Here is a 22,133-nt window from a genome sequence, read left to right as displayed (position 1 = left end):
TTTTTTTATTTATGACGTCCGTTCATTGAGTACACGGCTTTGTCTGTTGTTCTTTCTTTTAAAACGTTGTTTCAAGCTTGCTTCAATTTCTTCCAAGCTTTTCCCTTTGGTTTCAGGAACCATGTAAAGGGCGAAGAAAAATGAGAGAAGACAAATGACTGAGAAAATCATAAAGACCCATGCGATGCCCATTACGCTGAGCATGAGCGGGAAGACGAGCGACACGATCAGGTTGGCTGCGGATAGCACCAAAGTGGTGAACCCTGTCGCTGCTCCGCGTGCTTTGGACGGGAAGAGCTCAGGCATGAGCACCCAAACCACCGGCCCCCATGTCGCCTGGTAGAATACGATATAAACTCCGAGAAATACGACGGTGAGCCAAGCTGTTGATGTAGAGAGCCCCAGCATCAGGAGCACAGCCGATAGTGCGGCCAAGCTCAGCGTAATGCCGACACTTCCCCAGATCAGAAGCTTTTTGCGGCCGACACGGTCAATTAAGATCATGGCGGTGATACACATGATGACGTTGAGGACACCGATTCCCATTGTGCCGAGTGCAGAAGCTGACGTACCAAGGCCAGCCTTTGTAAAAATGGTCGGCGCATAGTATATCACCGTGTTAATGCCGACAGCCTGCTGGAATATAGCAAGACCGATCCCAATCAAAAGCATGGGACGAATCCATTTGGCTTTTAACACGCCGAGTGTTGTTTCTTTTTTCTCAGCTTCCCCTTGCTTCATCTCCGCCAATTCTATTTCAATATCTTTTGGATCATGAGTGATTTTCATGATTCGTTTTGCTTCATCTTCACGTCCGCGCTTCACGAGCCATCTTGGCGATTCCGGCATAAACGCGATCCCGATTAATAAAAGCACGGCAGGAACCGCAGCCAGCCCCACCATCCAGCGCCATGCTTCAAACGGTGTGAATAGAAAGTTTACGATATATGCAAGTAAAATACCGGTGACAATCATTAGGTTGTTCATCGTGCCGAGTGTTCCGCGGATTTTTGTCGGCGCCATTTCTGAAAGGTAGACAGGCACCAGCGCCGTTGAACCGCCTACGGCTAAACCGAGAATGACCCGAGACATTATTAGCATGGTGACGGTTTGAGAAAACGCACAAGCGAGCGCTCCAATGATAAAAATGATGGAAAGGACAAATACGACTTTTCTCCTGCCCCAGCGATCGGAGCACGTCCCGCTGAATGCGGAACCAAAAATCGCGCCGAGTAGCAGCATGCTGACAACCAATCCTTCTGTCAGTGTTGTTAAAGGGATATCATTGTTGATAAATAGCAGTGCGCCCGAGATGACGCCCGTATCGTAACCGTAAAGCAGCCCCCCTAAAGCGCCGAAAAAGTAGATCAAATATTTCCTTATATTTGTCTTCACAAATGTTCCTCCTCAGTCTTTGAGCCAATGAGTATGTACTATATTTAACAAAGTTAATAGAGTAGTACCCTTTTCCTAATCGATTTGAAACATTTGTTTGAAGAAATCTTGATTTCACAAAAGGAAATTCAAAGCCAAAACGAGGGATATTGGCGGTTTTTACGCAAGTTATTGATCACGATAGCGAGGATCACAATGATGGCAGATCCAATGAAAACAGGAAACAGTAAATAACTCCAAGCATACGCCCCTTGAATGACAACAATGGGATCTGCGCCGGCAGGAGGATGAGTGGTTTTGGTCAGCATCATAAAGAAGATGGCAAGCCCTGTCCCCAATGCAAAAGTCCAGGGATGAGCCCCGAATATATGAAGGACAGCCAGTCCTGTAAGGGCAGATATAAAATGGCCGCCAATCACATTTCTCGGCTGCGATAAAGGTGCATTCCAAGCGCTGAATACCAGTACGCAGCTAGCTCCAAAAGGGGCCATTAACCATGGGCTTGCTGTATAAGAGGTTAATACTGCAAGAGTCAGAATGGTGATGAACCCTCCTAAAAATCCTGTGACGGCATCCTTTCCGTTTACCTGTAAAGGTGTTTTTCCTTTTCCTTTCATTTTCAAAAAGAAGTTATTTTCCACATTTATCCCTCCAGTATGTATAGGATAATAGCTAAAAACTAACCTGTCAATTTTATTTTTAATGGTTAGTTTTTGACTTCAATAAAAAAAACCGTTCTCTGGGGACGGTTTTTTACTCATAATTGATTTTTTTTTTGATGGCGAGAGACTTTTTGCCTGTTACCGCATATCTTCATGGAGCACCATTTTCGTCTTCCTGTTTTATCAAGAAAAAGCAAAATGCACTTTTCGTTTGCGCACCGTTTCAGCTGTTGGATGTCGTTTGTATGAATCAGCCATAAAGCATCGTAAGCGATAAGCGATAAAATGGAATCATCTAGTTTTCCATTTGGAATACGGGCAAGTTTGTCATCTAAGATTTGATAAGAAAAAGGAGCGGCGGCGATTTGATCTTGCAGGAAAGCGATAAAAGCTTGAGAAGGTTCACTGCCTTCGGCAATACTCTCAAAATGTTTTCTCAGCTCCGCGCGGAATTGGTGAATCCGTTGCAATGGTTCTTGGACTTGCTGTAGTGTAAAAGAACTGAGAAAAGGAGCAGTTTCTCCCATTAATTCTAACCATGCCATCAGATCTTTTTCTGACTGGATAAGATCGTGCCGTTTATCATAGCTTATGATTTCAGTATTAACGAGATCGAGAGAAAGGTTTTGTGTGATAAGAGGGAAATGAGCATTTGTCATTGGAATCATTCCTTTCACAATCATTGTAAGCGCCAAAACCTTTTTCACGCAAGGATATGAGTAAAAGGCGGTGCTCATCCCGTTAACGGAAAACAGGCCGTTTCTGTACCTGCATTTCATGGACGGGAGGAAAAAACATAAAAAAACCTTACTCGCCCGGAGTAAGGTTTTAATTAGGACATTTTTATGCTTCTCCCTCGTTGACGAAAACCAAGGCGGAGAATCCTTTTTTCTTATCAAACTGCAATTCAACGACGGTAACGTCTGGATTGAAGTTATGGTACTCCTCTAAGAACTGAATAATGCCTTCTGAAATGTCATCTGACTCAAGCTGCTTGTAATGCAGGCCATATTTGGCTTCAGCGAAGAATCCTGTACGCTTGTTGTAAGACAGCTCTTTTACTTCAACGTCTTCAGGGTAAATCTCTTCTTCATTAGAAATATACACACAAATCCCGTCTACAATTTCTTGCTCGTTTAATACCAATTTCATTACCTAAAAGCTCCTTCTGTATGTCTTCGGTGTTTTAAATGCGCGAATGATTGCAATGACAATGATTAATATAATGATCAAAGCAATGACATCAACGATCCAGGCAATAGGCGAAGCGCCATAAGAAACATAGCCTGGGCCCCCGACTGGATGATAGGTGTAACCCCAAGGGTGCAACATGCTGATCATGAACATGCTCGTTGTGAATCCGCTATAATAGCCAAACCATCCTGATGGCGAGAATCCTGCATTGTAATAATGATTCACTGAAACATAACGTCCGCCAACATAAGCTTTAGATGTTTTTCCGCTGTATGTCTTTCCGCTTACTTTTGATGTGGCGCCGGAAAACGTGCCTGACGATGTTTTAGAGCTTGATGAGCTTGTCTTATCGGAAGATTTCTTTTTCAGCGAAATCGATGATGATGAATCATCAGACGTTTTGGAGTTTTTGCTTGAAGAGCTTGATCCTGAACTGTAGCTTGATTTCGGGCTGGATTTATAGCTTCCGCTGTATGACGAGCTTGAACTTCGGCTGCTGTGACTGGATGATGAGCGGCCACTAAAACTTTTTGCATGAGAAATGGTTGATGGCAGCAGTACACCTAAAGCAACGGTTACTGCAACTAAGGCTTTTACATATTTCAGTTTCATTCTGTTTCCTCCATAGGCTGTAACGGCCCGTTATTTCTGGTTTGAATCATCAGCAAAAGTGAAAGAGGGGGTCAGACAGATGAGCTTATTCTAGCGTCATATCAATCTTTCATATCGTATTTAGCTATTTCAATCACTTTCTTTCTGAGATAAACTCCCTTTATTTTATCGGATTCATGGCTCTTTTTGTAAGTTTTACATCAAAATCAAACCAATTTATGGGCAAATAAAAACAGCCTTCCCAATGGAGAAGGCTGTTTTTTCTTATGCGAACAGCTGATCAATAAATGAAATATCCTCTTGAGAAAGCGTCACGTCAGCTGTTTTGATGTTATCCAGCAGCTGATCGGCACGTTTTGCGCCAGGGATTAAAATATCGATTTCCGGTCTTGCCAAATACCAAGCCAATACGATGTGAGGGATGTCCACGTTGTGCTTTTCAGCAATTGGCGCAAGCTTGTTGACCTTTCTGATGTTTTCTTTGAAACGCTCGCCCTTGAAGTGTTCCTGTTCGTTTCGCAGGTCTCCTTCAGGGAACGTTGTATCTTCTGTATACTTTCCTGCCAATAATCCAGACACGAGCGGGAAGTAAGGAATAAATGAAATATTATGCTCCTTTGTATACGGGAAGAATGTGTTTTCCGCTTCACGGTTTAACAGGTTGTATTCGCCTTGCAATACATCTACTAATCCGTCTCTGTTTGCTTCTTTCAATTGCTCTAAAGAGAAATTGGATACACCGATGGAACGGATTTTTCCGGCTTGCTTCATTTCATTCAGTGCGTTAACCGCTTCATCCTTCGGCGTATGTTCATCCGGGAAGTGAATGTAGAACAGATCGATATAGTCAGTTTTCAAACGCTTCAGGCTTTCATCAACCGATTTTTTAAGAAATGCTGGTGAATTATCAAAGACAAAGTCATTTCCTTCTTTTCGGTGTGCAGCTTTCGTGGCGATGACGACATCTTCGCGGTTGAATTCGCGCAGCACCTCACCAATTAATTCTTCGGAACGGCCGATCCCATAAATGTAAGCGGTATCTAACATGGTCACGCCATTGCGAATGGCCTCGCGAACCAATTCTTTTCCGGTTTCTTCATTCAGATTCGGGTAGAGGTTATGTCCTCCTACAGCATTTGTTCCTAATCCGATAGGGAATACCTGCAGGTCTGATTTTCCGAGCGTTGCTTTTTTCATGATCTACCTCCTGGAATAAAATTGATGAAAGACTCTCAATACTATTGTAAACGTTAAGCTAGATGAATGCCGATTTGGTGCTCATGGCAGTACTGCGTGTACTCGTCATCTAACGGCTGAGATGTCACAATACAATGCAGTCTGTCAAAGGGCGCATAGGTCAGCAGCGTTGATTTTCCGAATTTAGAATGATCGGCCAATAAATACACTTCTTTCGCTTTTTCAGAAATCCTCTTTTTAATGTCATACTCGAGCAGATCCGAATTGGTCAATCCGTGTGTCAGTGTTGTTCCGGTTGCAGACATAAAGGCTTTGTTGATATTGTACTTCTCCAAGGTACCGGGATCATCCATGCCGACAAAGGAGCGTGTTTTTCTTTTATAGTTGTTTCCGATGATGATTAAGTTGATATGTTTCAAAGCCGCCGCCGCATTGATAATGTCCAAACTGTTGGTTAAAATGGTGACATTTTTGTTCGGATCAAGCGTATCGAGAATCGATTTGGTCGTTGTTCCTGAGTCAATGAAGATTAAGTCATGGTCTTCAATAAAACGAGAGGCGTAATGGGCAATTTTTGTTTTCTCATCTTGGTGCTGGATGGTGCGATTCTCAAAAGGAACCAATGCGGTTTTCTCAATTGATGTTACGCCGCCGTATACTTTTTCGATGGCACCCTTTTCCGTTAGCTTGTTGATATCGCGTCTGACTGTGTTTTTCGAGACATTGAAAACCTGGCACAGCTCATCTAAGGAAACAGTGCCATGCGATAAAATGTACTCCTCCATTTCCTGTATCCGCATCAGTTTCATACAAAAAACTCCTTCTTGAATCTTAAAGTAATGTAAATATATAATAAAAATCAAAAGTTAATCAATAGTTGCTTAAAAAATGATAACATTGGTATAATTTTTTTTCAAGACTCACCGAACTTCCAGGCGATCTCTTCTATTGTTGAAAGATTAGTATAATAAAAATAATGAGAAAATTTAGTGTTTATGATTGACTTATGGGTAATATACGATTAGAATATAACCAAGAAATGACCAAGAAGTAACCTGACATATGTGATTTCAGTGATGAGATGGTTGCTTGCATAACACATGTATCTAACCATTGATTTTTTTGGTTTTTTTGAAAGCGTTTAATTCTTATCATATGAATCTATCCTGAACCATCCATACAAGTGTATGTGTTTACTAATGAAGGAGGCAATAAGAATGGCAGAAATCAGAAAATTAAAAAACTATATCAACGGTGAATGGGTTGAAAGCAAAACAGATCAATATGAAGACGTTATCAATCCGGCAACGAAAGAAGTGCTGTGCCAAGTGCCGATTTCTACAAAAGAAGACATTGATTACGCGACTCAAACAGCGGCTGAGGCATTTAAAACATGGTCGAAAGTGGCGGTTCCGCGCCGTGCGAGAATTCTATTTACCTTCCAGCAGCTGCTGTCTCAGCATAAAGAAGAACTTGCTCATCTAATCACCATCGAAAACGGCAAAAACACAAAAGAAGCTCTGGGAGAAGTGGGACGAGGGATTGAAAACGTTGAGTTCGCGGCAGGCGCGCCTTCTCTGATGATGGGAGACTCACTTGCATCTATTGCGACGGATGTTGAAGCGGCCAACTACCGCTACCCAATTGGAGTTGTCGGCGGAATCGCACCATTTAACTTCCCGATGATGGTTCCTTGCTGGATGTTCCCAATGGCCATTGCACTCGGCAACACTTTTATTTTAAAACCGTCTGAGCGTACGCCGCTGTTAACGGAGAAATTGGTTGAGCTCTTCGAAAAAGCGGGCCTTCCTAAAGGTGTTTTCAACGTCGTATATGGTGCACATGATGTGGTAAACGGCATTCTGGAGCATCCTGAAATTAAAGCGATTTCATTTGTTGGCTCTAAGCCTGTTGGCGAATACGTCTACAAAAAAGGTAGCGAAAACTTAAAACGTGTCCAATCTCTGACAGGCGCGAAAAACCACACGATTGTCCTGAATGATGCGGATCTCGAAGACACGGTCACAAACATCATCGGAGCAGCCTTCGGTTCAGCCGGAGAACGCTGCATGGCTTGTGCGGTTGTGACAGTTGAAGAAGGTATCGCTGATGAATTCATGGCGAAGCTGCAGGAAAAAGTGGCTGAGATTAAAATCGGAAACGGCCTTGATGACGGCGTGTTTTTAGGACCGGTTATTCGCGAGGACAACAAGAAACGCACGCTCAGCTATATTGAAAAAGGGCTGGAAGAAGGCGCGAGACTCGTTTGTGACGGACGTGAAAACGTATCTGACGACGGCTACTTTGTTGGTCCGACAATCTTCGATAACGTCACGACAGAGATGACGATCTGGAAAGATGAAATTTTCGCTCCGGTCTTATCCGTCATCCGCGTGAAAAACCTGAAAGAAGCCATTGAGATTGCCAACAAGTCTGAGTTTGCGAACGGCGCCTGCTTGTTCACATCGAACTCAAATGCCATCCGCTACTTCCGTGAAAACATTGATGCGGGAATGCTCGGCATCAACCTGGGTGTGCCGGCACCGATGGCGTTCTTCCCATTCTCAGGCTGGAAATCTTCATTCTTTGGAACGCTGCATGCGAACGGTAAAGACAGCGTTGACTTCTACACGCGTAAAAAAGTGGTGACGGCAAGATACCCGGCACCTGATTTCAACTAAACGACGAACAGCCGAACGGCGTGTCTCTGCGCTGTTCGGACTCATTCTTACCATAGAAAGAGGAGGGCTTAACCATGAGTCATTTGTTGCGTAAGCCGCAGTCGAATGAAGTATCAAAAGGCGTCAACCTTGTGCATGACGTAACGAAATCAAACTCAGATCTTACCTATGTAGAGTTTAAAGTGTTAGATCTTACATCCGGTGCAAGCTATGCAGAAGAATTGAGAAAACAAGAAATCTGCATTGTGGCAGTGACGGGAAAAATCACAGTGACGGATCATGAATCTACGTTTGAACATATCGGTACGCGTGAAAGCGTATTTGAGAGAAAACCGACAGATAGCGTCTATATCTCCAATGACCGTGCCTTTGAGATTACGGCAGTGAGTGATGCGAGAGTGGCGCTTTGCTATTCGCCATCAGAGAAACAGCTTCCGACAAAGCTGATCAAGGCGGAAGACAACGGGATTGAACATCGCGGAAAGTTTTCGAACAAACGGACCGTTCACAACATTCTTCCGGATTCAGACCCTTCAGCTAACAGCCTTTTAGTGGTTGAGGTGTATACAGACAGCGGAAACTGGTCCAGCTACCCGCCTCATAAACACGATCAAGACAACCTGCCTGAGGAATCCTTCTTGGAAGAAACCTACTACCATGAATTAGATCCGGGCCAAGGCTTTGTATTTCAGCGCGTATACACTGACGACCGCTCCATTGACGAGACAATGACTGTAGAAAATGAAAACGTTGTCATTGTTCCTGCGGGATATCATCCGGTTGGTGTGCCGGACGGATATACTTCCTACTATTTAAATGTCATGGCAGGGCCGACGCGAAAGTGGAAGTTTCATAATGATCCGGCTCATGAGTGGATTTTAGAACGCTAACAAGTGAGGAGTGGCTGTTTACGATGAAGTATACATTCAATGAAGAGAAGGACTTTGATATTGTTGCCATCGGTCGGGCGTGTATTGATCTGAACGCGGTTGAATACAATCGTCCAATGGAAGAAACAATGACATTTTCGAAATACGTCGGCGGTTCGCCTGCGAATATCGCGATTGGCAGCTCAAAGCTCGGCTTAAAAGCGGGCTTTATCGGCAAAATTCCAGATGACCAGCATGGCAGATTCATAGAGTCCTATATGAGAAACACCGGCGTAGACACAACGCAAATGATCGTTGATAAGGAAGGGCATAAAGCTGGTCTTGCTTTTACTGAGATTCTGAGTCCGGAAGAATGCAGCATCTTAATGTACCGTGATGACGTGGCGGATCTTTATCTTGAGCCATCGGAGGTAAGCGAGGACTATATCGCCAATGCGAAAATGCTGCTCGTTTCCGGTACAGCGCTCGCCAAAAGCCCGTCTCGGGAAGCGGTGATAAAAGCCATTCAATATGCAAAAAAGCATCAGGTAAAAGTCGTATTCGAACTGGATTATCGTCCATACACTTGGCAGTCAGCGGATGAAACAGCGGTTTACTATTCTTTGGTCGCTGAGCAGTCCGATATCGTCATCGGAACACGGGATGAATTCGATGTCATGGAAAACCGCACAGGCGGCAGCAATGAAGAGTCTGTTAATTCTTTATTTGAGCATTCAGCCGATCTCGTCGTCATCAAGCACGGCGTAGAGGGCTCTTACGCATACAGCAAATCGGGCGAAGTCTTCCGCGCCCAAGCGTACAAAACAAACGTGCTGAAAACCTTTGGGGCCGGTGATTCGTATGCTTCGGCCTTTATCTACGGGCTTGTCAGCGGAAAAGACATTGAAACCGCATTGAAATACGGCAGCGCGTCAGCCTCCATTGTTGTCAGCAAGCACAGCTCATCGGAAGCCATGCCGACAGCGGAAGAAATCGTACAGCTTATTGAAGCACAGTCATAATTGAAAAAGATCGAGTAAAGGTGGGATCGTTTGTGGGTAAGAAAATTCGCTTAACAACAGCACAAGCACTGATTAAATTCTTAAACCAGCAGTACATCCATGTTGATGGAAAAGAAGAGCCTTTTGTTGAAGGGATTTTCACGATTTTCGGCCATGGAAATGTATTAGGGATTGGGCAGGCGCTTGAGCAGGATGCAGGCCATTTAAAAGTGTACCAAGGGAAAAATGAACAAGGAATGGCGCATGCCGCAATGGCGTACAGCAAGCAAATGCTGAGAAGAAAAATTTATGCGGTCTCAACATCTGTCGGACCGGGAGCGGCCAACTTAGTGGCGGCAGCCGGCACGGCATTGGCAAACAACATTCCTGTTCTCTTGATTCCGGCAGATACATTTGCGACAAGACAGCCAGATCCTGTACTGCAGCAAATGGAGCAAGAATACAGTGCGGCGGTTACGACAAACGATGCATTGAAACCTGTATCGAGATACTGGGATCGCGTTACACGCCCTGAGCAGCTGATGAGCAGCTTGCTTCGCGCTTTTGAAGTCATGACTGATCCGGCCAAAGCAGGCCCGGCGACCATTTGCATTTCTCAGGATGTCGAAGGTGAAGCGTACGATTTCGATGAGAGTTTCTTCGTCAAACGGGTTCACTATATTGATCGCATGCAGCCGAGCGAGCGCGAGCTTCAAGGTGCGGCGGAGTTGATTAAAGCCAGCAAAAATCCTGTGATCCTCGTCGGCGGAGGCGCAAAATACTCCGGTGCGCGCGATGAATTGGTTGCCATTTCTGAAGCGTATGACATTCCGTTAGTTGAAACGCAGGCAGGAAAATCGACAGTTGAAGCTGATTTTCCGAACAACCTCGGCGGAATGGGCATCACAGGTACACTTGCAGCAAATAAAGCGGCCCGCCAAGCTGATTTGATTATTGGTATCGGCACAAGATATACGGATTTTGCGACATCCTCTAAGACTGCTTTTGATTTTGATAAAGCGAAGTTTCTGAACATCAATGTCAGCCGAATGCAGGCGTATAAACTCGATGCGTTCCAAGTGGTAGCGGATGCAAAAGTGACGCTTGGCAAACTGCACGGCTTGCTTGAAGGCTATAAGAGTGAATTCGGTTCAACGATCAAGGAGCTGAAGGACGAATGGCTCGCTGAACGTGAACGCCTCAGCAAAGTGACGTTTAAACGGGAAGCATTTGATCCGGAAATCAAACATCATTTCTCTCAAGAGGTTCTAAATGAATATGCTGACGCATTGAATACGGAGCTTCCGCAAACAACGGCACTGCTGACGATCAACGAGACCATTCCTGAAGACAGCGTCATTATCTGTTCGGCAGGCTCTCTTCCTGGAGATTTGCAGCGTCTGTGGCATTCTAATGTTCCGAATACGTATCACTTGGAGTACGGATACTCCTGCATGGGCTATGAAGTGTCCGGGACACTGGGGCTTAAATTAGCCCACCCTGATAGAGAAGTGTATTCCATTGTCGGGGACGGCAGCTTCCTGATGCTTCACTCCGAGCTGATTACGGCGATTCAGTACAACAAGAAAATCAATGTGCTGCTTTTTGACAACTCTGGTTTTGGATGTATCAACAACCTGCAAATGGACCACGGAAGCGGCAGCTACTACTGTGAGTTCCGCACAGATGACAACCAAATCTTGAATGTCGATTACGCGAAAGTCGCTGAGGGTTACGGTGCGAAAACGTACCGTGCTAACACAGTGGAAGAGTTAAAAGCGGCGTTAGAGGATGCGAAGAAACAAGACGTTTCAACGTTGATTGAAATGAAAGTGCTGCCAAAAACAATGACGGACGGCTATGACAGCTGGTGGCATGTCGGAGTAGCTGAAGTATCTGAACAAGAAAGCGTTCAAAAAGCATACGAAGCAAAAGAGAAAATGCTCGAATCTGCTAAGCAGTATTAGAGGGGAGGCAACATGATGGGCAAACATGAAATCCTGTGGGGGATCGCTCCCATTGGGTGGCGGAATGATGATATGCCTGAAATTGGAGCGGGAAATACACTTCAGCATTTGTTAAGTGATATTGTCGTCGCACGTTTTCAAGGGACGGAAGTCGGGGGCTTTTTCCCCGAGCCTGCCATCCTCAACAAAGAGCTTAAGCTTCGCAATTTGCGCATTGCCGGAAAATGGTTCAGCAGCTTCATTTTGCGTGACGGACTTGGTGAAGCGGCGAAGGCTTTTACCCTGCATTGTGAGTATTTGCAGCAAGTGAATGCGGATGTCGCAGTTGTCTCTGAACAAACCTACAGTGTGCAAAGCCTTGAGAAAAATGTGTTTACAGAGAAGCCGCATTTTACTGATGAGGAATGGCAACGGCTTTGTGAAGGATTAAATCATCTTGGGAAAATTGCCGCTCAGCAGGGCTTAAAGCTGGTATATCATCACCATCTCGGTACCGGCGTCCAAACAGCGGAAGAAGTGGACCGCCTGATGGAGGGAACAGACCCTGCACATGTGCATCTCCTCTATGATACAGGCCATTCATATATTTCTGACGGCAATTACATGGGCATGCTGGAAAAGCATATTGACCGCATTAAACACGTGCATTTTAAGGACGCCCGTCTGAATGTCATGGAACAATGCAAACTCGAAGGGAAATCGTTTCAGCAATCGTTTTTACAAGGCATGTTTACGGTTCCCGGTGACGGATGCATTGATTTTAAAGAAGTGTATCAGCTTCTGTTAAAGCACAATTATTCCGGGTGGATTGTTGTTGAGGCTGAACAGGATCCCGATATCGCAAACCCGCTGGAGTACGCATTGATCGCCAGAAACTACATTGATAAGCAATTGTTGGGTGTGGCGAAATAACTAGAGGGGGAGTGAATATATGGGCAATACCATTGCAGATTCGGCCCTCAATAAACGGACCATCGCGGCAGCATTGGCCAACTATATTGATGCCGGTTCGATTGTGGCTGGATCTGCTGGTTTATCGTTATGGGTCAGTTACCTGAAACTGTCAGATACCCAAATCGGTCTGCTCGGCGCGTTGAGCGCAAACGCCATTTCTGCCGCTGTCGGCGCTTTGCTCGGCGGATTTCTGGCGGATAGAGTTGGGCGGAAAGCTGTTTACACCAACAGCATGCTCGTTTACGCGCTGGGGATTTGTTTAGTCCTGTTTGGAGTCAATTTCCCCATGTTGTTAAGCGGTTACATGATTATCGGGTTATCGGTTGGCGCTGATATCACCGCATCGTGGACCATTATCGCGGAAAACGCCCCTAAGAAAAACCGGGCCCGCCATTGCGGAGTCGCACAGGTCGCTTGGGCCGCGGGGGCAGTCGTTGTGCTGCTTCTCTCCGTATTGGTCGGTGACTTAGGCCTCTTGGGAAATAAAATCGTGTTTGCCCACCTGCTGGTCATTGCGCTGATTACGTACGTCCTCAGAATCAGACTTCCTGAGTCAGATGCATGGCAGCAGAAAAATCAGCCCGCAGACACACAAACAGAGAAGCCGGCTGTATTAAACAAAACATCGTACTTTGATTTGCTCAAGCCTATGTATCTAAAAAGCATCCTGTTTTTGATGGGTGTGTACCTGGTTTGGAATTTAGCTGCCGGGGTGATGGGCTTTTTTATGCCATACATTTATCAGCAGGTCGGCGGAGTATCTGCCAATATGGCAAATCTTTTGCAAATGGGACTGTTTATCTTTACCGGACTGGGGGTCGCCTTGATCTTCATGCCTTTTGCAGATCAATATAGAAAACGTGTTTTTGGAATCGCAGCTTTTATGGCAGTGATCGGCTGGTCGCTGTTTCTGCTGCCAGTTGAAGGCCTGCCGGTTCTGCTCCTGTTTATTGTCGTGATCGGCATCAATAACGGAGCCGGACAGCAAGCGAACTATCAGTTATGGGCCAGTGAAATCTTTCCTACGCAATATCGTGCTTCTGCACAAGGACTGATGTTTTTCCTCGTCCGTATTTCAATAGGGATTTGGAGTCTGTTTGTCCCAATGATTATGACCAATTTCGGCATTGGAACGATGGCTGCAATTCTCCTCGGATGTGTGACGGCCAGTATGATCATCGGGCTTCTCTTCGCGCCGAATACGTCTGGCAAGTCGCTTGAACAAATTCAAGAGGAACTCTACGGATCGCCTTACAATCACGTAAAGCAAGGCAAAGAAAGCAAAATGATGTAACCAACAGAAGGAGTGGCTGTCAATGAGTTTACGTATTGGTGTTATTGGAACTGGAGCAATCGGAAAAGAACACATTAACCGCATCACAAACAAACTGTCCGGCGCAGAAATTGTGGCTGTAACAGATGTGAATCAAGAAGCCGCACAGAACGTCGTCGAGCACTACCAATTAAATGCAGCAGTATATCCTGATGATGACAGCCTTCTGGCAGCTGAAAATGTAGATGCTGTCCTAGTGACAAGCTGGGGGCCTGCGCATGAATCGAGTGTTTTGAAAGCCATTAAAGCCCAGACATATGTATTCTGTGAAAAACCGCTTGCGACAACTGCTGATGGATGTATGCGTATCGTCGAAGAAGAAATGAAAGTGGGGAAACGCCTCGTTCAAGTCGGCTTTATGCGCCGTTATGACAGCGGTTACGTACAGCTGAAGGAAGCGCTCGACAACAATGTCATCGGCGAGCCGCTGATGATTCACTGCGCGCACCGCAACCCGACTGTAGCGGAAAATTATACGACTGATATGGCAGTTGTTGATACGCTCGTTCATGAAATTGATGTGCTGCACTGGCTCGTCAATGATGACTACGAGTCCGTTCAAGTCATCTATCCGAAAAAATCGAAAAACGCCCTGCCGCACTTAAAAGATCCGCAAATCGTAGTCATTGAAACAAAAGGCGGTATCATCATCAATGCTGAAATCTTTGTGAACTGTAAATACGGCTATGACATTCAATGTGAGATTGTTGGAGAAGATGGCATCATCAAGCTTCCTGAACCATCAAGCATCAGCATGAGAAAAGAAGGGAAATTCAGCGCAAACATTCTGATGGATTGGCAGAGGCGCTTTGTGGATGCGTACGATGTGGAAATCCAAGACTTCATTGATTCGATCCAGAAAAAAGGCGAAGTCAGCGGGCCGACGGCATGGGACGGCTATATTGCTGCCGTTACGACTGACGCGTGTGTAAAAGCCCAGGAATCTGGACAAAAAGAAAAGGTTGAATTGAAGGAAAAACCGGAATTCTATCAATCGTTTACAACAGTAGAAAACTAAAAAAAGAGGAGTGATAATATGAAATTAGCATTAGATCCATCAATGTATCGAGATGATTTAACGTTAGAGGAAATGGTCTATAAAACGGCGGAGCTTGGCTATGAATATATTGAACTGTCGCCGCGCGAGGATTTTTGCCCATTCTATAAATATCCGAAAGTCGATTCAGCAAAAATCAAACAATTAAAGCGGCTTTTAAGGGATACAGGTGTTAAGCTTTCATCACTCCTTCCGCTTTACCACTGGGCGGGTCCTGAAGAAGACCGCCGCCAGGCTGCGGTACGCAACTGGAAAAGAGCGATCGAAATTGCGGTTGATCTTGAAGTGGATTTGATGAACAGTGAATTCAGCGGTTCAAAATATGATTCTTTAACAAGTGAAGAAAAATTCATCAAATCCATGGATGAGCTTCTGCCCGTCTTTGAAAAAGAAGGCATGAAACTCAATCTTCAAGCCCATCCATACGATTTTATCGAAACGCACAAAGGTGCGATGGATATGATCCGCGCGCTTGACAAGGATTGGATCAATCTTGTCTACTCGACTGCCCATACGTTCTTCTATGATGACGGCAAAGGCGACATCGAGACCATGTTTGACGAAGCCGGCGACCGCCTCACACATGTTTTATTTGCGGATACCTTTAATCATAAAGCGGCTCATGGCCTCCGCTACATCGTCAATCCGCCTGACGCGAAAGTAACGGTTCACCAGCATTTGGACATTGGTCAGGGTGAGGTTGATTTTGAGACGATTTTCAGAAAGCTGAGAGAGATGAAGTTCGACGGAATTGCGACGAATGCCGTTTTTGCTTGGATCGATGAAAGAGCGGATGAATCAAGCCGATTTATGCTTAAAAAAATGAAAGAAGAATTAGGTCTGGCATAAGCTGAGCATGGAGTTCGGCGGGATATGGCGAACAGCCTTCCTGCCGAACTCCCTTCATATCTAAAATTGCAGATGGGGGAGTCTGGCATGAAACTTTGTTTTAACGAAGCAACAACATTGGAAAACTCAAATCTTAAACAGGATGTAGAACTATGCGAAAAGCACGGCTATGATTATATTGAAATCCGCACAATGGATAAGCTGCCGGAGTACTTAAAAGATCATTCATTGGATGATCTTGCGAAATATTTTCAAACCCATCACATCAAACCGCTTGCCTTAAACGCACTCGTGTTCTTCAACAACCGTGATGAAAAAGGCCGCAATGAGATCATCGCTGAATTTAAAGACATGATGGAAACGTGCAAAACCCTCGGTGTGAAATATGTCGTAGCCGTACCGCTTGTGACTGAGCAGAAGATTGTAAAAGAAGAAATCAAAAAGAGCAGTGTAGAGGTACTGACTGAGCTTTCAGATATCGCAGAGCCGTATGGCGTAAAAATCGCGCTTGAATTTGTCGGCCACCCGCAATGTACGGTCAATACGTTTGAACAGGCGTACGACATCGTAAACACAGTCGAGCGTGACAATGTCGGGCTTGTCCTTGACAGTTTCCACTTCCACGCCATGGGTTCCAATATCGAAAGCTTAAAGCAAGCGGACGGAAAGAAAATTTTCATCTACCATATCGATGATACAGAAGATTTTCCAATCGGGTTTTTAACAGATGAGGATCGTGTATGGCCGGGCCACGGGGCGATTGACTTAGATGCCCACTTATCGGCTCTGAAGGAAATCGGCTTCTCTGATGTTGTATCGGTTGAGCTCTTCCGGCCTGAATACTATAAGCTGAGTGCTGAGGAAGCCATTCAAACAGCGAAAAAAACAACGGTTGATGTCGTATCAAAATACTTCAACATGTAATGGATAAAGGAGGGGTGGACATGGCTTTTGTATCGATGAAAGAGCTTCTTGAAGATGCAAAGCGGGAGCAATACGCGATCGGCCAGTTTAATATCAACGGTTTGCAGTGGACGAAGGCGATTTTGCAAGCGGCGCAAAAGGAGCAATCACCAGTCATCGCTGCGGCTTCCGATCGTCTTGTCGACTATTTAGGCGGATTTAAAACGATTGCCGCCATGGTCGGCGCGTTAATGGAGGACATGGCGATTACCGTTCCCGTGGTGCTTCATCTTGATCACGGAAGCAGTGCGGAACGCTGCAGACAGGCCATTGATGCCGGATTCAGCTCAGTGATGATTGACGGCTCTCATCAGCCGATTGACGAGAATATCGCGATGACAAAAGAAGTCACCGATTATGCCGCAAAGCACGGCGTGTCAGTAGAAGCCGAAGTCGGCACGGTCGGAGGAATGGAAGACGGGCTGGTCGGCGGGGTCCGCTATGCCGATTTCACGGAATGTGAGCGGATCGTCAAAGAAACCAATATCGACGCGCTAGCCGCTGCCCTCGGCTCTGTACACGGCAAATATCAGGGTGAGCCGAATCTCGGATTTAAGGAAATGGAGGCTATCTCCCGCATGACTGATATTCCCCTCGTTCTTCACGGGGCATCCGGGATTCCGCGGGATCAGATCAAAAAAGCCATCACGCTCGGCCATGCGAAGATCAATATCAATACGGAATGTATGGTAGCCTGGACAAACGAAACACGCCGCATGTTTCAGGAAAACAGCGATCTGTACGAACCGCGCGGCTATATGACACCCGGCATTGAAGCCGTGGAAGAGACAGTGCGAAGCAAAATGAGAGAGTTCGGATCAGCCGGTAAAGCAGCTAAGCAGCAGGTCGGCTGAAGAGACCTGAAACCGCCGAGATGGCGGTTTTTTTGTGCGGTGTTGCGTCCGTACCCCCGAAACGATTATGATGATGGCAGCAGTGTAAGAAACGGGAGTGGTTCAGTTTGAATAAAATCATGATTGTAGAAGACAGTGAAGACATTCGCGGACTATTGCAGAATTACCTTGAAAAATACGGATATCAAACAGTGGTCGCCGCGGATTTCACGACTGTTCTTGATGTCTTTTTGCGAGAAAAGCCTGATGTGGTGCTGCTTGATATCAACCTGCCGTCCTATGACGGCTATTATTGGTGCCGCCAGATCCGCCAGCACTCCACAAGCCCGATCATTTTCATTTCAGCCAGAAGCGGGGAAATGGATCAGGTGATGGCGATTGAAAACGGCGGAGACGATTATATCGAAAAACCCTTTTCCTACGATATTGTGCTGGCGAAAATCAAAAGCCAGATCCGCAGGGCATACGGAGAGTACGCCGCAAAACAGGGGGAGAAAGTGGTTGAATATGCCGGCGTGCAGCTCTTTGTGGAACGGTTTGAACTGCGCTTTCATGACGAAAAAAGCGAGCTTTCTAAAAAAGAAAGCAAGCTTTTGGAAGTGCTGCTTGAGCGGGGAGAAAAGGTGACGAGCCGGGACCGTCTCATGGAAAAGACGTGGGATACCGACATATTCATCGATGATAATACACTTAACGTGTATATCACGCGGCTCAGAAAAAAACTGCGGGAGCTGAATGCGCCTGTTTCTATTGAAGCGGTGCGGGGCGAAGGCTACCAGCTGAGGGCGCAGTCATGAAGCTGTTTCTCCGGTCTCATACAGTGCTGATTCTGCTTTTTCTCCTCCAAGGGCTGTTTGTGTTCTTTTATTACTGGTTTGCGGGTCTTCATTCTTTTTCTCACTTGTTTTACATATTGGGCGTGCAGCTTCTTATTTTGGCGGGCTATCTTGCCTATCGCTGGTACAAAGACCGCGGCGTGTATCATTGGCTCAGCTCGGGGCAGGAAGAGACGGACATCCCGTATCTCGGTTCTTCAGTGTTTTGTTCAGAGCTGTATGAAAAGCAGATGGAGCTGATGCGGCTGCAGCACCAGAAGCTCCATGAGACTGAAGCCAAGCTTGACGCGCGGGTGACATATATGAATCAATGGGTGCACCAAGTAAAGACGCCGCTGTCGGTCATTAATTTAATCATTCAGGAAGAGGATGAGCCCGTTTTTGAACAAATCAAAAAAGAAGTCCGGCAGATTGAATTCGGGCTGGAGACGCTTCTTTATTCTTCAAGGCTGGACCTGTTTGAACGGGATTTTAAAATCGAAGCGGTTTCCCTGTCCGAGCTTCTCCAATCAGTCATTCAAAGCTATAAACGATTTTTTATTCAATACCGCGTTTATCCGAAAATGAACATTTGCGATGATCATCAGATTTACACTGATGCAAAATGGCTTAAATTTGCGATCGGCCAAGTGGTCACAAATGCGGTCAAGTATTCAGCGGGCAAGAGTGACAGACTTGAGCTGAATGTCTCCCGCGATGAAGACAGGACGGTGCTTGAAGTCAAAGATTACGGTGTCGGCATACCCTCGCAAGACATCAAGCGGGTGTTTGACCCTTATTATACTGGTGAAAACGGGCGGCGTTTCCAAGAATCTACGGGAATCGGCCTCCATCTCGTCAAAGAAATTACGGACAAGCTCAATCATACGGTGGACATCAGCTCGTCTCCCGGTGAAGGGACATCGGTTCGATTTTCATTTCTTACAAAAGTGTAAGGCTGCGTTAAGAAAACAACATAGCTCGTTTTGTTTCCCCTTGATAACATGGATTTACGTCAAGGGGAATTTTTATGTCGAACGTCCCGATACTACATGAAAGCAGCCCAGACCAACAAGAATAGAACCATAAGGAGGATTTTCATGGCGAATATGCTTGAAGTCAAACATATAAATAAAACCTATAAAGGACAAGTGTCCTATCAAGCCTTAAAGCAAATTTCATTTTCAATAGAAGAAGGAGGATTCACGGCGGTGATGGGACCGTCCGGTTCCGGAAAAACAACGCTTTTGAATATCATTTCAACGATCGACCGGCCGGATTCAGGCGATATCCTGATTCACGGAGAAAACCCGCACCGGCTGAAGCGGACAAAGCTCGCTCATTTCCGCCGAAAGCAGCTCGGATTTGTGTTTCAGGATTTCAACCTTCTGGACACGCTGACGATTGGTGAAAATATCATGCTGCCGCTAACGCTTGAAAAAGAAGCACCGTCTGTAATGGAAGAAAAACTGCAAGGCATCGCGGCAAAGCTCGGAATCGAAGACCTGCTCAACAAACGGACGTTTGAAGTGTCCGGAGGCCAGCGCCAGCGGGCCGCCATCGCAAGAGCGGTCATTCATAAGCCGTCACTCATCCTGGCCGATGAACCGACGGGAAACCTTGATTCCAAAGCGTCAAAAGACGTCATGGAAACGATGCAGAGCCTGAATCAGGATGATCATGTCACGGCTTTAATGGTGACCCACGATCCTGTTGCGGCAAGCTACTGCAGCCGCGTCATCTTTATAAAAGACGGCGAACTGTTTAATGAGATTTACCGCGGGGAAAACCGCCAAGTATTTTATGAACAAATTCTTGATGTGCTGTCTATGCTGGGGGGAAACGCAAATGACCTTTCTTCAGTTCGCTTATAAAAACGTCACCAGAAACAAAAGGGCCTATCTTGCATTCTTTTTAAGCAGTGCCTTTTCCGTTTTGATTTTCTTTACCTTTGCGATGTTCCTGTTTCATCCGGCATTAAAGGAAGGCTACCTGAATAGCATCGCCAAAAAAGGCTTAACCGCTGCGGAATGGATGATCTTTATTTTTTCTTTCTTATTTGTTCTGTATTCGGTTAATGCATTTTTGAAATCGAGAAATAAAGAATTCGGCATCCTGCTCATGCAGGGCATCACGCCAGGACAGCTAAGAAAGCTCATTACTGCGGAAAATATGATCATCGGCGTCATGTCAATTGCAGCCGGCATTATCGGAGGATTCATTTTTTCAAAGACGTTCTTTACGGTCGGCGCTTATATTTTAGAAATGGACGCGCTGCCTTTGTATATGCCTTGGAAAGCGCTCGGTATTACGGCTGGCGGATTTCTGCTCTTATTTTTCCTTTTATCGCAGTTTACGATCCTTTTTGTCAGATCAAATACGGTTATCAAATTAATAAAGGGCACTGACAAGATTAAGCCGGAGCCAAAGCCGTCCGTGCTACTGTCCTTATTCGGCATCGCCTGTCTGTGCGGCGGGTACGGCATGGTCCTTAAAGGCAATATCCACGGGACCGAACCGTTTATCATTTTACTGCTCACCGTCATCGGAACGTATTTCTTTTTCAGCCAAAGCAGCATCTGGATTCTGCGCGCGCTGAAGAAGTGGAAAACCTTTTATCTGCGCGGGAAAAATATCATTTGGGTTTCTGACCTTGTCTATCGTTTAAAAGACAACGCCCGCCTGTTCTTTATTGTCAGCATTATTTCCGCGGTTGCGTTTACGGCTACGGGCGTGCTCGCGATGTACAAATCGACCGTCGGGGCGGAAGAGTCCGCTTATGAGATGGAGTATATATCTTACAGCGGCAATCCAAAAGAAGAGACTCATTTGAAAAAAATTGACCATGAACTGAAAACACACGGTTTTACGTATAAGAAAGACGAGATAAATGTTTCTTATGTTCGCTATCAGGAAGGAGAAACGGTTCCCCCTGTTTACATGATCAGCGAATCGGATGTATCAAAATACTTCCATGTCAAGCTGAACGGCCTGAAAAATGATGAGGCTATCTTTTTCCCGGGCACGTATGACCGAAATTTCAAAAACGAAGCGCCGGTTCAGCTGAAGCTGCTGAACCAAAAAGGCAAGCCGTCTGACCAAAAACTGACGGTAAAAGAAGTCAAAAAACCGCTGATTTCATTAAATGCCATCATCGCGGTGAACGATCAAACCTTTGATCAGCTCAAATCACTCGGTGAGAATGCGTCATTATACGGCTACAGCTATGATCATTGGAAAGACAGTCTAGGGTTCAGCCAATCCTTGAAAAATGAGATTTACGGCAATTATATCGACGTGCATTCTGATTTTATGGCAAAAGCCGGGACTTACTATGATACGGTGCAGCTGCCGAGCTTAAGTTTATTCATCGGACTGTTTATCGCGATCGTCTTCTTTATCGCGGCAGCAAGTTTCTTATATTTCAGGCTGTTCACCGATTTAGAAGAAGATCGGGAGCGCTACCGTTCGCTGGCCAAAATCGGTTTGAGTGAGCGTGAGATGTCACAAAGCGTGACGATACAATTGGCGATTCTCTTTTTCTTTCCATTTGTCATTGCTGTCATGCATACGCTGTTTGCCTTGAGAACATTGGCCGTGGATGGCTATTCCGTAGTAGCGGGACCGCTCAGTCTCACCATCGGAGGGTTTTTCATTTTTCAGCTTCTGTTCTTCCTCGCGGTGCGGTCGAGCTATTTGAAAAAAATGAACAAGTAAGGGGCGTGCAAAG

At 45.6% G+C, this 22,133-nt stretch carries 21 protein-coding genes; 14 read left to right on the top strand and 7 right to left on the bottom strand.

Features of this window, described 5'->3' with window-relative positions; translation table 11 throughout:
* Positions 1 to 9 precede the first annotated feature (9 nt).
* The 7 genes from NST56_RS21305 to iolR all read right to left on the bottom strand — a co-directional run bounded on the left by NST56_RS21305 (position 10) and on the right by iolR (position 5,869).
* Positions 10 to 1,395, bottom strand: a complete 1,386-nt coding sequence (locus NST56_RS21305; protein WP_326218681.1) for a sugar porter family MFS transporter — start codon at positions 1,393 to 1,395, stop codon at positions 10 to 12.
* 128 nt (positions 1,396 to 1,523) lie between these two features.
* On the bottom strand, positions 1,524 to 2,012 hold the full coding sequence (locus NST56_RS21300; protein ID WP_167319242.1) for an HPP family protein: 489 nt from the start codon (positions 2,010 to 2,012) through the stop codon (positions 1,524 to 1,526).
* Positions 2,013 to 2,152: 140 nt separating this feature from the next.
* On the bottom strand, positions 2,153 to 2,716 hold the full coding sequence (locus NST56_RS21295; protein WP_339179036.1) for a CGNR zinc finger domain-containing protein: 564 nt from the start codon (positions 2,714 to 2,716) through the stop codon (positions 2,153 to 2,155).
* A gap of 184 nt (positions 2,717 to 2,900) precedes the next feature.
* The gene (locus tag NST56_RS21290) at positions 2,901 to 3,209 is read right to left on the bottom strand and encodes a DUF2653 family protein (RefSeq protein WP_326191363.1); all 309 of its coding nucleotides are present in this window, start codon (positions 3,207 to 3,209) and stop codon (positions 2,901 to 2,903) included.
* A 3-nt stretch (positions 3,210 to 3,212) separates the two neighbouring features.
* Positions 3,213 to 3,863, bottom strand: coding sequence for a hypothetical protein (locus tag NST56_RS21285; RefSeq protein WP_326204256.1), 651 nt, complete (start codon positions 3,861 to 3,863; stop codon positions 3,213 to 3,215).
* A 264-nt stretch (positions 3,864 to 4,127) separates the two neighbouring features.
* On the bottom strand, positions 4,128 to 5,060 hold the full coding sequence (locus NST56_RS21280) for an aldo/keto reductase (RefSeq protein WP_010332531.1): 933 nt from the start codon (positions 5,058 to 5,060) through the stop codon (positions 4,128 to 4,130).
* 53 nt (positions 5,061 to 5,113) lie between these two features.
* Positions 5,114 to 5,869 (bottom strand): myo-inositol utilization transcriptional regulator IolR, encoded by a 756-nt coding sequence (gene iolR / locus NST56_RS21275; RefSeq protein WP_010332530.1) that lies wholly within the window; start codon positions 5,867 to 5,869, stop codon positions 5,114 to 5,116.
* Positions 5,870 to 6,277: 408 nt separating this feature from the next.
* On the opposite strand from iolR, the gene iolA reads away from it, so the two are divergent.
* From iolA to yxdM, 14 genes are all read left to right on the top strand, one after another.
* Positions 6,278 to 7,741, top strand: coding sequence for a methylmalonate-semialdehyde dehydrogenase (iolA, locus tag NST56_RS21270; RefSeq protein ID WP_339179030.1), 1,464 nt, complete (start codon positions 6,278 to 6,280; stop codon positions 7,739 to 7,741).
* 74 nt (positions 7,742 to 7,815) lie between these two features.
* Positions 7,816 to 8,631, top strand: a complete 816-nt coding sequence (gene iolB, locus NST56_RS21265) for a 5-deoxy-glucuronate isomerase (protein WP_286059233.1) — start codon at positions 7,816 to 7,818, stop codon at positions 8,629 to 8,631.
* A gap of 23 nt (positions 8,632 to 8,654) precedes the next feature.
* Positions 8,655 to 9,632: a 5-dehydro-2-deoxygluconokinase gene (gene iolC, locus NST56_RS21260; protein ID WP_010332527.1), complete on the top strand. Its 978-nt coding sequence runs from the start codon at positions 8,655 to 8,657 to the stop codon at positions 9,630 to 9,632.
* A gap of 32 nt (positions 9,633 to 9,664) precedes the next feature.
* On the top strand, positions 9,665 to 11,578 hold the full coding sequence (iolD, locus tag NST56_RS21255; protein ID WP_326331384.1) for a 3D-(3,5/4)-trihydroxycyclohexane-1,2-dione acylhydrolase (decyclizing): 1,914 nt from the start codon (positions 9,665 to 9,667) through the stop codon (positions 11,576 to 11,578).
* A gap of 15 nt (positions 11,579 to 11,593) precedes the next feature.
* Positions 11,594 to 12,490: a myo-inosose-2 dehydratase gene (gene iolE, locus NST56_RS21250; protein WP_339182341.1), complete on the top strand. Its 897-nt coding sequence runs from the start codon at positions 11,594 to 11,596 to the stop codon at positions 12,488 to 12,490.
* Between the two features lie 19 nt (positions 12,491 to 12,509).
* Positions 12,510 to 13,826: a myo-inositol transporter IolF gene (gene iolF / locus NST56_RS21245; RefSeq protein ID WP_010332524.1), complete on the top strand. Its 1,317-nt coding sequence runs from the start codon at positions 12,510 to 12,512 to the stop codon at positions 13,824 to 13,826.
* Between the two features lie 22 nt (positions 13,827 to 13,848).
* Positions 13,849 to 14,883 carry a bifunctional inositol 2-dehydrogenase/D-chiro-inositol 1-dehydrogenase gene (gene iolG / locus NST56_RS21240; RefSeq protein ID WP_339179027.1) on the top strand — a complete coding sequence of 345 codons (1,035 nt, stop codon included), beginning with the start codon at positions 13,849 to 13,851 and terminating at the stop codon, positions 14,881 to 14,883.
* 18 nt (positions 14,884 to 14,901) lie between these two features.
* Entirely contained in the window at positions 14,902 to 15,771 is an 870-nt protein-coding gene (locus NST56_RS21235) for a sugar phosphate isomerase/epimerase (protein WP_339179024.1), read from the top strand.
* Between the two features lie 87 nt (positions 15,772 to 15,858).
* Complete coding sequence (gene iolI / locus NST56_RS21230) at positions 15,859 to 16,695, top strand: 2-keto-myo-inositol isomerase (protein WP_326331388.1); 837 nt, start codon at positions 15,859 to 15,861, stop codon at positions 16,693 to 16,695.
* 20 nt (positions 16,696 to 16,715) lie between these two features.
* Positions 16,716 to 17,588 carry a 6-phospho-5-dehydro-2-deoxy-D-gluconate aldolase gene (gene iolJ, locus NST56_RS21225; protein ID WP_268504227.1) on the top strand — a complete coding sequence of 291 codons (873 nt, stop codon included), beginning with the start codon at positions 16,716 to 16,718 and terminating at the stop codon, positions 17,586 to 17,588.
* A 107-nt stretch (positions 17,589 to 17,695) separates the two neighbouring features.
* A complete protein-coding gene (gene yxdJ / locus NST56_RS21220; RefSeq protein WP_339179021.1) occupies positions 17,696 to 18,385 on the top strand; it encodes a two-component system response regulator YxdJ in 690 nt (229 codons plus the stop codon).
* Positions 18,382 to 19,359, top strand: coding sequence for a two-component system sensor histidine kinase YxdK (gene yxdK, locus NST56_RS21215; RefSeq protein WP_339179018.1), 978 nt, complete (start codon positions 18,382 to 18,384; stop codon positions 19,357 to 19,359). The genes yxdJ and yxdK overlap by 4 nt, the downstream gene beginning before the upstream one ends.
* 144 nt (positions 19,360 to 19,503) lie before the next feature.
* A complete protein-coding gene (gene yxdL / locus NST56_RS21210) occupies positions 19,504 to 20,277 on the top strand; it encodes an ABC transporter ATP-binding protein YxdL (protein WP_010332517.1) in 774 nt (257 codons plus the stop codon).
* Positions 20,252 to 22,120, top strand: a complete 1,869-nt coding sequence (yxdM, locus tag NST56_RS21205) for an ABC transporter permease YxdM (protein ID WP_339179013.1) — start codon at positions 20,252 to 20,254, stop codon at positions 22,118 to 22,120. The genes yxdL and yxdM overlap by 26 nt, the downstream gene beginning before the upstream one ends.
* Positions 22,121 to 22,133 lie beyond the last annotated feature (13 nt).

The organism is Bacillus sp. FSL R5-0560 (genome assembly GCF_037966305.1).
GTDB lineage: Bacteria > Bacillota > Bacilli > Bacillales > Bacillaceae > Bacillus > Bacillus mojavensis.
Note: the sequence above shows the minus strand (reverse complement) of the source record. Positions and strands in the feature narration are given on the sequence as shown.

Excerpts from the sequence above, each read along its gene's own strand:
- NST56_RS21300 (WP_167319242.1), bottom strand. The coding sequence starts at position 2,012 with ATGAAAGGAAAAGGAAAAACACCTTTACAGGTAAACGGAAAGGATGCC.
- NST56_RS21295 (WP_339179036.1), bottom strand. The coding sequence starts at position 2,716 with ATGACAAATGCTCATTTCCCTCTTATCACACAAAACCTTTCTCTCGAT.
- NST56_RS21290 (WP_326191363.1), bottom strand. The coding sequence starts at position 3,209 with ATGAAATTGGTATTAAACGAGCAAGAAATTGTAGACGGGATTTGTGTG.
- NST56_RS21285 (WP_326204256.1), bottom strand. The coding sequence starts at position 3,863 with ATGAAACTGAAATATGTAAAAGCCTTAGTTGCAGTAACCGTTGCTTTA.
- NST56_RS21280 (WP_010332531.1), bottom strand. The coding sequence starts at position 5,060 with ATGAAAAAAGCAACGCTCGGAAAATCAGACCTGCAGGTATTCCCTATC.
- iolR (WP_010332530.1), bottom strand. The coding sequence starts at position 5,869 with ATGAAACTGATGCGGATACAGGAAATGGAGGAGTACATTTTATCGCAT.
- iolA (WP_339179030.1), top strand. The coding sequence starts at position 6,278 with ATGGCAGAAATCAGAAAATTAAAAAACTATATCAACGGTGAATGGGTT.
- iolB (WP_286059233.1), top strand. The coding sequence starts at position 7,816 with ATGAGTCATTTGTTGCGTAAGCCGCAGTCGAATGAAGTATCAAAAGGC.
- iolC (WP_010332527.1), top strand. The coding sequence starts at position 8,655 with ATGAAGTATACATTCAATGAAGAGAAGGACTTTGATATTGTTGCCATC.
- iolE (WP_339182341.1), top strand. The coding sequence starts at position 11,594 with ATGGGCAAACATGAAATCCTGTGGGGGATCGCTCCCATTGGGTGGCGG.
- iolF (WP_010332524.1), top strand. The coding sequence starts at position 12,510 with ATGGGCAATACCATTGCAGATTCGGCCCTCAATAAACGGACCATCGCG.
- iolG (WP_339179027.1), top strand. The coding sequence starts at position 13,849 with ATGAGTTTACGTATTGGTGTTATTGGAACTGGAGCAATCGGAAAAGAA.
- NST56_RS21235 (WP_339179024.1), top strand. The coding sequence starts at position 14,902 with ATGAAATTAGCATTAGATCCATCAATGTATCGAGATGATTTAACGTTA.
- iolI (WP_326331388.1), top strand. The coding sequence starts at position 15,859 with ATGAAACTTTGTTTTAACGAAGCAACAACATTGGAAAACTCAAATCTT.
- iolJ (WP_268504227.1), top strand. The coding sequence starts at position 16,716 with ATGGCTTTTGTATCGATGAAAGAGCTTCTTGAAGATGCAAAGCGGGAG.
- yxdK (WP_339179018.1), top strand. The coding sequence starts at position 18,382 with ATGAAGCTGTTTCTCCGGTCTCATACAGTGCTGATTCTGCTTTTTCTC.
- yxdL (WP_010332517.1), top strand. The coding sequence starts at position 19,504 with ATGGCGAATATGCTTGAAGTCAAACATATAAATAAAACCTATAAAGGA.
- yxdM (WP_339179013.1), top strand. The coding sequence starts at position 20,252 with ATGACCTTTCTTCAGTTCGCTTATAAAAACGTCACCAGAAACAAAAGG.